At 60.3% G+C, this 11,907-nt stretch carries 11 protein-coding genes; 3 read left to right on the top strand and 8 right to left on the bottom strand.

Annotated elements, in window-relative coordinates:
* Window positions 1–260: 260 nt before the first annotated feature.
* Together AC3WJW_RS03620 and AC3WJW_RS03615 are read right to left on the bottom strand one after the other, a co-directional pair.
* Window positions 261–950, bottom strand: coding sequence for an SDR family oxidoreductase (locus AC3WJW_RS03620; protein WP_493725153.1), 690 nt, complete (start codon window positions 948–950; stop codon window positions 261–263).
* 19 nt (window positions 951–969) lie between these two features.
* Complete coding sequence (locus AC3WJW_RS03615; RefSeq protein ID WP_493725514.1) at window positions 970–1,326, bottom strand: MerR family transcriptional regulator; 357 nt, start codon at window positions 1,324–1,326, stop codon at window positions 970–972.
* An 82-nt stretch (window positions 1,327–1,408) separates the two neighbouring features.
* Between AC3WJW_RS03615 and AC3WJW_RS03610 the strand changes: the two genes are divergently transcribed.
* Entirely contained in the window at window positions 1,409–1,897 is a 489-nt protein-coding gene (locus tag AC3WJW_RS03610; RefSeq protein ID WP_493725152.1) for a hypothetical protein, read from the top strand.
* Here the strand turns inward: AC3WJW_RS03610 and AC3WJW_RS03605 are convergent.
* From AC3WJW_RS03605 to AC3WJW_RS03580, 6 genes are all read right to left on the bottom strand, one after another.
* The gene (locus tag AC3WJW_RS03605; protein WP_493725151.1) at window positions 1,894–2,820 is read right to left on the bottom strand and encodes an ABC transporter permease; all 927 of its coding nucleotides are present in this window, start codon (window positions 2,818–2,820) and stop codon (window positions 1,894–1,896) included. The genes AC3WJW_RS03610 and AC3WJW_RS03605 overlap by 4 nt on opposite strands.
* Window positions 2,820–3,926 (bottom strand): ABC transporter permease, encoded by a 1,107-nt coding sequence (locus AC3WJW_RS03600; RefSeq protein WP_493725150.1) that lies wholly within the window; start codon window positions 3,924–3,926, stop codon window positions 2,820–2,822. The genes AC3WJW_RS03605 and AC3WJW_RS03600 overlap by 1 nt, the downstream gene beginning before the upstream one ends.
* Before the next feature lie 11 nt (window positions 3,927–3,937).
* Window positions 3,938–5,503, bottom strand: a complete 1,566-nt coding sequence (locus AC3WJW_RS03595) for an ABC transporter ATP-binding protein (RefSeq protein ID WP_493725149.1) — start codon at window positions 5,501–5,503, stop codon at window positions 3,938–3,940.
* A 606-nt stretch (window positions 5,504–6,109) separates the two neighbouring features.
* Window positions 6,110–6,691: an IMPACT family protein gene (locus tag AC3WJW_RS03590; RefSeq protein ID WP_493725148.1), complete on the bottom strand. Its 582-nt coding sequence runs from the start codon at window positions 6,689–6,691 to the stop codon at window positions 6,110–6,112.
* A gap of 18 nt (window positions 6,692–6,709) precedes the next feature.
* Window positions 6,710–7,360: a TetR/AcrR family transcriptional regulator gene (locus tag AC3WJW_RS03585; RefSeq protein WP_493725147.1), complete on the bottom strand. Its 651-nt coding sequence runs from the start codon at window positions 7,358–7,360 to the stop codon at window positions 6,710–6,712.
* Between the two features lie 167 nt (window positions 7,361–7,527).
* Complete coding sequence (locus AC3WJW_RS03580; protein ID WP_007971880.1) at window positions 7,528–8,448, bottom strand: LysR family transcriptional regulator; 921 nt, start codon at window positions 8,446–8,448, stop codon at window positions 7,528–7,530.
* A gap of 139 nt (window positions 8,449–8,587) precedes the next feature.
* Between AC3WJW_RS03580 and aptA the strand changes: the two genes are divergently transcribed.
* Entirely contained in the window at window positions 8,588–9,937 is a 1,350-nt protein-coding gene (gene aptA, locus AC3WJW_RS03575; protein ID WP_104451447.1) for an omega-aminotransferase AptA, read from the top strand.
* A gap of 179 nt (window positions 9,938–10,116) precedes the next feature.
* Window positions 10,117–11,610: a CoA-acylating methylmalonate-semialdehyde dehydrogenase gene (locus AC3WJW_RS03570; RefSeq protein WP_046816441.1), complete on the top strand. Its 1,494-nt coding sequence runs from the start codon at window positions 10,117–10,119 to the stop codon at window positions 11,608–11,610.
* Window positions 11,611–11,907 lie beyond the last annotated feature (297 nt).

Here is an 11,907-nt window from a genome sequence, read left to right as displayed (position 1 = left end):
CTCTGAAAGTTGGGTTCAGGGTTGCCAGCTCAGTGTTGCCCTGTCTGCTGATCCAGGTTCGCCGGGGAGGCGAGGTGGGCAGTTTCGATCAAAACGCCGTTATGGGCAAGCCCGGTCCGACAGGACAACAAAACTCCTGTGGGAAAACTCCTGTGGGAGCGAGCTTGCTCGCGATAGCGGTGTGTCAGTCAAATCGTTGTTGGTTGTGCCGCCGTCATCGCGGGCAAGCCCGCTCCCACAGGGTAGTGTGTTGGCGGTGATTACCAGGGAATGGTCTCACCCCGGTAATTGATGAAGTGATGCCCGCCCTTGGCGACATACGCATTCACCTGATCAACCAGGCCACGGGTGCTGGTTTCGACATCGATGTCCGCGCCTTCACCGCCCATGTCGGTCTTCACCCAGCCCGGGTGCAGCGACAGCACGGTGAGCGTTGTATCGCCCAACTGAGTGACGAAGCTATTGGTCATGGAATTCAGTGCCGCCTTGCTGGCCTTGTACAGCGCCAGTTCCGGTGCATCGGGCATGGTCACGCTGCCCAGCACGGAACTCATGAACGCCAGCACGCCGCTGTCCGGGCGGATCTGTTCGATAAAACGCTGGGCCAGGTTGATCGGCGCCACGGCGTTGGTGAAAAACAGCTGGCCGACTTCGGCCATCGTCGCGCCACCGTTGGGTGTCTGGACATCCGGCCCCTTGACCCCGGCATTGACGAACAACAGGTCAAACACCTCACCCTTGAGTTGTTGGCTCAGGGCGGACACCGCTGACTGATCGTCCATGTCGAGCTTTTCGATCCGCACCTTGCCCAGGGCCTGCAAGGCCTCGGCTTTTTGCGGGTCGCGCACGGTGGCGGTGACTTGCCAGCCATCGGCCAGCAGGGTTTTCACCAGCCCGAGGCCAAGCCCCCGGGAGGCGCCGATAATGAGTGCGGTTTTTGCCTTGGACATGAGTGGCTTCCTTGAAAGTTCAGGATCGTGGATTCAATGGACACTGTTGCCCGAGCCGTTGTTGCAACTCTTCGCGTAGTGCGCCGAGTTCGGACATGCGGGCTTCGATCAGTTTGAGTTTGTCTTGCAGCAGTTGCGTGACGGCGCTGTCCGGGTCGGGCGACTGCCAGATTGCCGCGACGCTGTTGCCGATCTCGCCGAGGGTAAAGCCCAGCCGTTGAGCGGTCTTGATGTACTGCACCAGTTGCACCATGTCTGGCGGATAGTCGCGATACCCGTTGGCGCTGCGTTGCGCCGCGATCAATCCGCGTTGCTCGTAGAAGCGCAGCGTGTCGCGGCTGACGGCGCTGGCCCGGGCTAATTCACCGATACGCATCATGACGTCTCGAAGGGGCTTGACCCTGGAGCATACTCCAGGCTTTAGCCTTATTGCTCCCTGAATTGATGGAGCAATGACGATGTGGACTACAACGCAATATCGCCGGTTGGTGCAAGGCAGTGCCTGGTACGACCTGATCGTGACAGTCGCGTTTGTCACGCCGTGGAGTTTTGCGGCGTTGCATGGGGTTTTGACGGGTGTGAGCCAGGCGTTGAGTTTGCCTGGTGAGTTGCCACCGTTCGAACCGGTGCACATGTTGATGGCGAATCTGTTGGGTTCGATTGTCTGCGTATGGTCGGTGCTGCGGATTCGTGATCCGCAGCAGGTTTTCGGGCGGTATGACGCCGTGGCCAGATTCCTGTTCTCGGCCTGGCAGGCTTATGCCCTGATCCAGGGTGCGAGTTCATTGTTGGTGGTTTTTCTGGTGTTTGAATTGGCGTGGGGCGTGGCTCAGGTGTTGCCTGTTCGGACGCCTTCGCGAGCAGGCTCGCTCCCACAGGGTTTGCGCCAGACTCGGTTATGTGGGAGCGAGCCTGCTCGCGAAGAGGCCCGCCCAGGCACAGCCTAATGCCCAGCCTGCCACGGCTGCCCCAACGACACCGGCGCATACAACCGTGTCCGCAGCGCATCCCGTGACAACAGCACCAGCACTACAATGGTCGCGACATACGGCAGCATCGCCAGCAGGCTCGATGGAATCGCCAGCCCCAATCCCTGCGCCACCAGGTGCAGGATGCTGGCGAGCCCGAACAGGTACGCGCCGAGCAGCAAGCGCCACACCCGCCAACTGGCGAACACCACCAGCGCCAGGGCAATCCAGCCGCGCCCGGCGCTCATGTTCTCCGCCCACATTGGCGTGTACGCCAGGGACAGATAGGCCCCGGCCAAGCCAGCCATCGCGCCACCAAACAACACCGCCAACGTACGCACTGACAACACCGGCAAGCCCATGGCACTGGCGGCAGTGGGGTTTTCCCCGACGGCTTGAATGATCAGCCCGACACGGCTTTTCAGAAGGACCCAGGCCACCAGCGCAAACAGAGCGAACGACAAATAGACCAACAGGTCCTGGGCAAACAGCATCCGCCCGATCAGCGGGATCTCGCTCAGATAGGGAATCGCCAAGGGTTCGAAACCCGCCAGCGGCTTGCCGACCCAGGCCGCACCGACAAAAGTCGACAGGCCCACGCCGAAAATCGTCAGGGCCAGACCGGTGGCCACCTGATTGGCATTGAACACCAGCGCCACCAGCGCAAACAGCGATGACAGCAGCATCCCGGCGAACATCGCCAGCACTACGCCGAGCCACAGGTGCCCAGTGTTGAACGCGACGATGAAACCGATCACCGCGCCAAACAGCATCATGCCTTCCTGACCCAGGTTGAGGACGCCGCTTTTCTCGCAGATCAGTTCCCCCAGCGCCACCAACAGCAATGGCGTACCGCAGCGGACCATGGCGTAGAAAATATTGCTCAGCAGATCGATATCCATCACAACGCTCCTGCGTGTACGGCGGTGGTTTGGGCACGGCGGGTCCAGCGCAGGTTCAGGCGCGGCCGGTAGAGAATCAGCACGTCACTGGCCAGCAGGAAAAACAGCATCATGCCCTGGAACAATTGGGTGATCGCTTGCGGCAGGTTCAGGCTCATTTGTGCGCTTTCGCCGCCGATGTACAGCAGCGCCATCAACAGGCTCGAAAACAGGATCCCGAGTGGATTCAGGCGACCGAGAAATGCCACGGTGATCGCCGCATAGCCATAGCCCGGCGAGACCTGCGGCACCAGCTGACCGATCGGCCCGGTGACTTCGCACACACCGGCAAGGCCGGCCAGACCGCCGCTGATCAACAGCGCGAGCCAGATCAAACGCTTCTCGCGAAAACCGACGAATCCGGCGGCCCGCTTGTCCAGCCCGAGCACCTTGATCTGGAAGCCGACAAAGCTTTTCTGCAACAGCACCCACACCGCCACCAAGGCGAGCAGGGCGAAATACACCCCGGCATGAACCCGACCATCCTCCATCAAGAGCGGCAAGCGGCTGGCATCCCCGAACATCGCTGATTCGGGGAAGTTGAACCCGGCGGGATCCTTCAACGGACCGTGAACGCAGAACAGCAACAAATTCAGCGCGATGTAATTGAGCATGATGCTGGTCAGGATTTCATTGGCGTTGAAGCGTGTGCGCAACCATGCGGTCAGGCCGGCCCAGGCTGCACCGGCCAGGGTGCCGATTAGCAGAATCGCCACCAGCGCCCAGCGGCTTTGCATATCGATGATGTTGACCGCCAGCGCACTGCCGGCCAATGCACCGAGCAGCAGCTGACCTTCGGCACCGATGTTCCAGATGCGCGCCTGGTAGGCGACGGCCAGGCCCAATGCGCACAGCAGAATCGGCAGGGCTTTGACCAACAATTCAGAGACGCCATACAGGTCGCTGACCGGAGCGATCAGCAGCCTGTGCAAGGTCAACAGCGGGTCATGCCCGAGCGCGATGAACAACAACGATCCACAGCCCAGGGTCAGCGCAGCCGCCAGCAACGGCGAGCACCACAGCATCAGCCGCGATTGCTGGCCGCGGGGTTCAAGAGAAAGCAGCATGTGACACTCCGTTAGCACGTGGCGGATGCGAGTGATTGAGGGGCAGCGAACTGGCCGGCCATCCAGCCGCCGACATCGCTCAGGCGCGTATCGACCGTGGCGTGGAGCGCCGACAGTCGGCCGCCGCACAAGGCGCCGAGGCGGTCGCTGATCTGGAACAGTTCGTCGAGGTCTTCGGAAATCACCAGGATCGCCGCGCCGGCATCGCGCAAGGCAATCAAGGCGCGGTGAATGGTGGCGGCCGCGCCGACGTCCACACCCCAGGTCGGGTGCGCGGCGACCAGCAGCCTGGGTTGCTGAAGTATTTCCCGGCCGAGGATGAATTTTTGCAGGTTGCCGCCGGACAGGCTGCGGGCCGGGGTCTGGCTATCGGGTGTCTTGACCCCGAAACGGTGGATGATTTCCTCGGCCAGCGCTTCGACTCTGCTGCGCCGGATCAGGCCCTTATTCACCAGTCCTTGCTGGAAAGCGGTCAGTAGCGCGTTATCTGCCAGGCTCAACTCTGGCACCGCGCCATGGCCCAGGCGTTCGGCAGGGACAAAGCTCAGGCCCAGTCTGCGACGTGCATCGGGGTGTAAATGGGCAACCGGTTCCTGGCCAAAGCGCAGGGTTGCGCCTTCGTTGCGATTGAGGCGTTGTTCGCCGCTGAGCAAGGCCAGCAGCTCGTCCTGGCCATTGCCCGCGACACCGGCGATACCGACGATTTCACCGCTGCGCACTTCAAGATTGATGTCCTTGAGCGAGCAACCGAACGGGGCCGGGTTGTGCCAGGACAATCCACGTACCTCAAGGAACGCATCACCCCCGGTCACCTTCGGATAGTTTGCGATCAACTGCGCCGCCTCACCGACCATCAGGCGCGCCAGTTGTTGATCCGTACAGTCGGCTGGCACGCAATGACCGGTCACGCGCCCGCCGCGCAGTACCGTCGCGCTTTGGCACAACGCGCGGACTTCCCCGAGCTTGTGGCTGATGAACAAAATGCTGCAGCCCTCGGCGGCGAGCCGACGCAGGGTGACGAACAAGTCGTCGGCCTCTTGCGGCGTCAGCACCGAGGTCGGTTCATCGAGAATCAACAGGCGGATGTCCTGCATCAGGCAGCGAATGATTTCCACCCGTTGCCGTTCTCCGATCGACAGGCTGTGGACAAGTCGCTCCGGTTCCAGCGCCATGCCATAGCGTCGTGACACCTCGCGAATCTTCGGCTCAAGTTGTCTGGGTGTGCCTGCCGCCGCGCCCATGGCCAGGGCGATGTTCTGCGCCACGCTCAAGGTTTCGAACAGCGAGAAGTGCTGGAACACCATGCCGATTCCCAAACTCCGGGCCTGGGCCGGGTTGCGCAGGCTCACCCGCTGACCCTGCCAGATCACCTCTCCCGAATCGGCCTGGGTGATGCCGTAGATGATCTTCATCAGTGTGCTTTTGCCCGCGCCGTTTTCGCCAAGCAGGGCATGGATCTCGCCAGGGGCAATGGTCAGGTCGATGGCATCGTTGGCCAGGCAACCGGGGTAGCGTTTGCTGATTCTGCGCAGTTGCAGGCGCGGAACCGGATCCGGGATTGGAGCGTGATTGGGCATGACAGGCTCGGTGCTGTTGGACTTGTGCCTGTGGATAAAGCAATTTTCTGGCCATCAGGTCAGGAAAATCTCCAGGTCCTGTAAGCCGAGGCGTTGAGTCCGCAGCTTTCAAATGAGCCACGCAGAACCCGGCACCAGATGGGGGCAAGGGTGCAAATCAAGCCCCGATTTTGCCCGTGGGGTTTTGCTCAAAAAATGACCAATCGACCACAAGCCATACCGTGCAGGGTGCCGAGACGGCCATGAACGGGTTATCCACAGATTGCTCCACAGTATTTGTGCGCAAGCTCAAGGCATGGGCATAAGCACTGGGTGGCTTTCTTCTAAAGGTGATAAAACGCCGTAACTGTTTGTTTTTACTTGAATTTGATGCGCTTGATGGCAGATTGGACGAAAATTGAGCAAAGTCCGCAAAGCCGCATGACAGAAGGGTTACAGCGGTATGTGCTCAGGTTATCCACAGCCGGGTGCACAGCAGATGTGGGCAAATATGGAATAAGTGGAAAAGCGGCGTGCCCCAAAAGATCGCAGCCTTCGGCAGCTCCTACAGAAGAGCACGACCCACATGTAGGAGCTGCCGAAGGCTGCGATCTTTTGCTCTTGTTTTCAGCGCTGCAAAAGAATACGCCCACGACTCAAATCGGCCAGCTGTGACTGCAAGGTATCGATCTGCGCGTCGCCCACGGCCAACTGCAACTCGACCCCATTGGCGGTGAAGCTTTCATCCACAACCAGTCCACCTGCCTCCGCCACCCGCAACTTGACCAGGGCGAGCTCGGCAAACCCGCAGGCGCAACGCAACGGCACCCGGCTGATCAACTCAACCTTTAGCGCCGCTTGCAGGCATTTGTTCGCACCTCCCCCATAGGCCCGGGCGAGACCACCGGTGCCCAGTTGGATGCCGCCGTACCAGCGAATCACCAGCACCGCGACCTGATCACAATCCTGTGCCTCTATTGCCGCCAGAATCGGTCGACCTGCCGTGCCACCGGGTTCGCCATCATCGGTGCTGCGATATTGATCGCCGAGCTTCCACGCCCAGCAGTTGTGCGAGGCATTCAAGTCACTGTGCTGTTCAATGAACGCCTGGGCCTCGGCCGGGCTGGAGATCGGCGCGGCGAAGGTGATGAAGCGGCTTTTGCGAATCTCTTCGCGGTATTCGCAAAAACCGCTGAGGGTAAAAGGCATACGTACCTGAATGGCTATTTAAATGGCAGGTTGCAGGCCGCAGCCCTTGAGGATAATGCGGATCAGGTTGTCCCCGGCGTTTTCCATGTCTTGCTTGGTCAACTTGGTGCGCCCGGTGACGCGGCAGATCTGCGTGGCGAAGTCGGCGTAATGCTGGGTGCTGCCCCACAACAGGAAGATCAGGTGCACCGGATCGACCGGGTCCATTTTACCGGCGTCGATCCAGGCCTGGAACACGCCCGCACGGCCCTGGAACCAGGCGCGATAGTCCTGGTTGAAATACTCGGTCAGGCATTCACCGCCGCTGATGACTTCCATGGCGAATATTCGCGACGCTTGCGGCTGGCGGCGTGAGAACTCCATTTTCGCACGGATGTAGCGGGTCAAGGCCTCGGTCGGATCATCCTCGGCCGTAAGGGTATTGAAGGTGCTGTCCCACAACTCGATGATGTTGCTCAGCACCGCCACGTACAAGCCGAGTTTGTTGGTGAAGTAGTAATGCAGGTTTGCCTTGGGCAGCCCAGCGTTCTGGGCGATGGTGTTCATGCTCGTGCCTTTGTACCCGTGACGGGCGAACTCGTCTTCGGCGGCTTTGATGATGGTCTCTTCGTTCTTCTGACGAATGCGGCTGACGGGTTTTCCGCCGTGGGCTGGGACTTCAAAGGTCATAGGCACTTCCGAACAGGTAGGTGGGTGCAGCCAGTGCGTTGATAGCGTAAAACCGAAACCACCACAACCCTGTAGGAGCTGCCGAAGGCTGCGATCTTTTGATCTTGATTTTAAATACCAGGATCAAAAGATCGCAGCCTTCGGCAGCTCCTACAGGGGGGGATTGTTCAACGCGTCGCGGCCAGGCTCTCGAGAAAACTCTCCAGCACCAGATGCGGGCGACGGCCCTTGCGTGTGACCGACGCCAGGCTCAGGTCATAGAAGCGCGTTTTGGCTTTCAACGCTCGCAACCGGCCCTGCTGTACCCAAAGACTTGCATAGTGATCCGGCAGATAACCGATATAGCGCCCGGTCAGGATCAGGAAGGCCATACCTTCGCGGTCCGAGGCACTGGCGGTGCAATTGAGCGCCTGGTAGTGGGCCTGGATCTCCGCCGGCAAGCGGAAGGTGGGGGCGATGGCGTCCTGACTGTTCAGGCGCTCGTCGTCCAGTTGTTTGTCGTCGACATAAAACAGCGGATGGCCGACCGCGCAGTACAACAGCGATCGCTCGCTATACAGCGGTTGATACTCCAGTCCGGAAAGCGCGCTGGCCTGCGGCACCACGCCGACATGCAGACGGCCGTCGAGCACGCCTTGTTCGACTTCATTGGGCGCGATCATGCGGATCTGGATCTGCACGTCCGGGCCGCGCTCTTTCAACTGCGCGAGGGCATGGGTGATGCGCATGTGGGGCAGGGTGACCAGGTTGTCCGTCAGGCCAATGATCAATTCACCACGCAAGTGCTGGTGCAGGCCGTTGACCTCGGTACGGAAGCTTTCCAGCGCACTCAACAGTTGCAACGCCGATTGATAGACCTCTCGGCCTTCTTCGGTCAGGGAAAAACCGGCGCGTCCCCGTTGGCACAGGCGCAGGCCGAGGCGTTGCTCCAGATCGCTCATCTGCTGGCTGATCGCCGAGCGACCGATGCCCAGCACGGTTTCCGCCGCGGAGAAGCCGCCGCATTCCACCACGCTGCGAAAGATCCTCAGCAGGCGAATATCAAAGTCGCTGACCTGGGCCAGCGGATCGGGACGGCGAGTGCTCATGCGGGTTACTCAAAAGTTTAGTGATTGGCTGACTGAACATTAGAAGAGTTGCATTTCACCGACTTTATCCCCGTGGCAATTTAGCTGCAACAACGGTTTTCAATCCTTACGCCGCTTACTGCCTTGCGAGGTTTTGCCCATGAACTTGCCTGAAAACGCCCCGACTTCGCTGGCCAGCCAGCTCAAGCTCGATGCTCACTGGATGCCTTACACCGCCAACCGTAACTTCCAGCGCGACCCGCGCCTGATCGTTGGCGCCGAAGGCAGCTGGCTGATCGACGACAAGGGCCGCAAGGTGTATGACTCGCTGTCGGGCCTGTGGACCTGTGGCGCCGGCCACACCCGCAAGGAAATCCAGGAGGCGGTCGCCAAGCAACTGGGCACGCTCGATTACTCGCCAGCCTTCCAGTACGGTCATCCGCTGTCGTTCCAGCTGGCCGAGAAAATCACCGACCTGACCCCGGGCAACCTGAACCACGTGTTCTTCACCGACTCGGGCTCCGAGTGCGCTGACACCGCGGTGAAGATGGTCCGTGCCTACTGGCGCCTGAAGGGTCAGTCGACCAAGACCAAAATGATCGGTCGTGCCCGTGGCTACCACGGTGTGAACATCGCCGGCACCAGCCTCGGCGGCGTGAACGGCAACCGCAAACTGTTCGGTCAGGCGATGATGGACGTCGACCACCTGCCGCACACTCTGCTGGCAAGCAACGCCTACTCCCGTGGCATGCCGGAGCAGGGTGGTATCGCCCTGGCTGACGAACTGCTCAAGCTGATCGAACTGCACGATGCGTCGAACATCGCGGCGGTGTTCGTCGAGCCATTGGCCGGTTCCGCTGGCGTACTGGTTCCACCACAGGGTTACCTCAAGCGTCTGCGTGAAATCTGCGACCAGCACAACATCCTGCTGGTGTTCGACGAAGTGATCACCGGTTTCGGCCGTACCGGCACCATGTTCGGCGCCACCACCTTCGGCGTGACCCCGGACCTGATGTGCATTGCCAAGCAAGTCACCAACGGCGCGATCCCGATGGGCGCGGTGATTGCCAGCTCCGAGATCTACCAGACCTTCATGAATCAGCCGACGCCTGAATACGCGGTTGAATTCCCCCATGGCTACACCTATTCGGCACACCCGGTGGCTTGCGCGGCGGGCCTGGCAGCACTCGACCTGCTGCAAAAGGAAAACCTGGTACAGAGCGTGGCTGAAGTCGCACCGCATTTCGAAAATGCGCTGCACGGCCTCAAAGGCACCAAGAACATTATCGACATCCGCAACTTCGGCCTGGCCGGTGCGATCCAGATCGCTCCACGTGACGGCGACGCGATCGTGCGTCCGTTCGAAGCCGGCATGGCGCTGTGGAAAGCCGGGTTCTACGTACGCTTCGGCGGCGACACCCTGCAGTTCGGCCCAACCTTCAACAGCAAGCCGCAGGACCTGGATCGTCTGTTCGACGCGGTCGGCGAAGTGCTGGGCAAGATCGACTGATTTGACAACACACCTGTAGGGGCGAGCTCGCTCGCGAGGGACGTTAACGATGATGCGGGCTGCCTGGATGAACGCGGCGCCCTCACTATCTTCGCGAGCAAGCTCGCTCCTACACAAAGCATCTATATATAGCAGGCGTCATTTCGTAGGCGCCTGTGGACAACTTTTCAGGAGCTTCCATGAGCGTTATTCCGCATTTGATCAATGGCGAACTGGTGACCGAGAACGGTCGCGCGGTTGATGTGTTCAACCCGTCTACCGGCCAGGCTATTCACAAGTTGCCGCTGGCGACCCGCGAAACCATCCAGAGCGCCATCGACGCGGCCAAGGCTGCATTCCCGGCCTGGCGCAACACGCCGCCGGCCAAGCGTGCCCAGGTGATGTTCCGCTTCAAGCAACTGCTGGAGCAGAACGAGGCTCGCATCTCGCAATTGATCAGCGAAGAGCACGGCAAGACCCTGGAAGATGCTGCCGGCGAATTGAAGCGCGGCATCGAGAACGTCGAGTTCGCTTGTGCGGCTCCGGAAATCCTCAAGGGCGAGTACAGCCGCAACGTCGGCCCGAACATCGATGCCTGGTCTGACTTCCAGCCGTTGGGCGTTGTTGCCGGTATCACGCCGTTCAACTTCCCGGCCATGGTGCCGCTGTGGATGTACCCGCTGGCGATCGTCTGCGGCAACTGCTTCATCCTCAAGCCATCCGAGCGTGACCCGAGCTCGACACTGCTGATTGCCCAGTTGCTGCTGGAAGCCGGTTTGCCTAAAGGCGTGCTGAGCGTGGTGCATGGCGACAAGACGGCAGTGGACGCGTTGATCGAGGCGCCGGAAGTCAAGGCGCTGAGCTTTGTCGGTTCGACGCCGATTGCCGAATACATCTACTCCGAAGGCACCAAGCGCGGCAAACGCGTTCAGGCCCTGGGTGGTGCGAAGAACCACGCCGTGCTGATGCCGGATGCCGATCTGGACAACGCTGTCAGCGCACTGATGGGCGCGGCTTACGGTTCTTGCGGTGAGCGCTGCATGGCGATCTCCGTGGCCGTGTGTGTCGGTGACCAGGTCGCCGACGCTCTGGTGGCCAAACTGGTTCCGCAAATCCAGGCGCTGAAAATCGGTGCCGGTACTTCCTGCGGTCTGGACATGGGCCCACTGGTGACTGGCCAGGCTCGTGACAAAGTCAGCGGTTATGTAGAAGACGGCGTAGCCGCCGGCGCGACGCTGGTGGTGGATGGTCGTGGCCTGACCGTGGCCGGTCATGAAGAAGGCTTCTTCCTGGGTGGTTGCCTGTTCGACAACGTCACGCCAGAGATGCGTATCTATAAAGAAGAGATCTTCGGGCCGGTGCTGTGCGTTGTTCGGGTCAACAGCCTGGAAGAAGCCATGCAACTGATCAACGATCACGAGTATGGCAACGGCACGTGCATCTTCACCCGTGACGGCGAAGCGGCGCGGTTGTTCTGCGACGAGATCGAAGTCGGCATGGTCGGCGTCAACGTACCGTTGCCGGTGCCGGTCGCCTATCACAGCTTCGGCGGCTGGAAGCGTTCGCTGTTCGGCGACCTGCACGCCTACGGCCCGGACGGCGTGCGTTTCTACACCCGTCGCAAGGCCATCACCCAGCGCTGGCCGCAGCGTGCGAGCCATGAAGCTTCGCAGTTCGCGTTCCCTAGCTTGTAAGTAGAAGGGCGTAGAAGGCCGACCCATTGGGTCGGCCTTTTTGTTTTAGAGGCTTTTTGGATCTATATGACAGATTTGTGAAAATAGGTGTTGACGGCGAATTTTAGAAGCCTATAATTCGCCCCACTTCCGGCGCAGTCGAAACGGAAAACTCCTTGATAAACAAAGAGTTACGCAGTTTTCGGCGGCAGGTTGTTTCAGGTTATCGAAGCGCCAAGGAAGTTGAAAAAGAGGTGTTGACAGCAGCGAGTAACGCTGTAGAATTCGCCTCCCGCTGACGAGAGATCGAAAGCGCAA

The organism is Pseudomonas sp. GW821-FHT07G06 (assembly GCF_058986625.1).
Note: the sequence above shows the minus strand (reverse complement) of the source record. Positions and strands in the feature narration are given on the sequence as shown.

Coding starts and splice junctions, on each gene's coding strand:
- AC3WJW_RS03620 (WP_493725153.1), bottom strand. CDS start 950: ATGTCCAAGGCAAAAACCGCACTCATTATCGGCGCCTCCCGGGGGCTT.
- AC3WJW_RS03615 (WP_493725514.1), bottom strand. CDS start 1,326: ATGCGTATCGGTGAATTAGCCCGGGCCAGCGCCGTCAGCCGCGACACG.
- AC3WJW_RS03610 (WP_493725152.1), top strand. CDS start 1,409: ATGTGGACTACAACGCAATATCGCCGGTTGGTGCAAGGCAGTGCCTGG.
- AC3WJW_RS03605 (WP_493725151.1), bottom strand. CDS start 2,820: ATGGATATCGATCTGCTGAGCAATATTTTCTACGCCATGGTCCGCTGC.
- AC3WJW_RS03600 (WP_493725150.1), bottom strand. CDS start 3,926: ATGCTGCTTTCTCTTGAACCCCGCGGCCAGCAATCGCGGCTGATGCTG.
- AC3WJW_RS03595 (WP_493725149.1), bottom strand. CDS start 5,503: ATGCCCAATCACGCTCCAATCCCGGATCCGGTTCCGCGCCTGCAACTG.
- AC3WJW_RS03590 (WP_493725148.1), bottom strand. CDS start 6,691: ATGCCTTTTACCCTCAGCGGTTTTTGCGAATACCGCGAAGAGATTCGC.
- AC3WJW_RS03585 (WP_493725147.1), bottom strand. CDS start 7,360: ATGACCTTTGAAGTCCCAGCCCACGGCGGAAAACCCGTCAGCCGCATT.
- AC3WJW_RS03580 (WP_007971880.1), bottom strand. CDS start 8,448: ATGAGCACTCGCCGTCCCGATCCGCTGGCCCAGGTCAGCGACTTTGAT.
- aptA (WP_104451447.1), top strand. CDS start 8,588: ATGAACTTGCCTGAAAACGCCCCGACTTCGCTGGCCAGCCAGCTCAAG.
- AC3WJW_RS03570 (WP_046816441.1), top strand. CDS start 10,117: ATGAGCGTTATTCCGCATTTGATCAATGGCGAACTGGTGACCGAGAAC.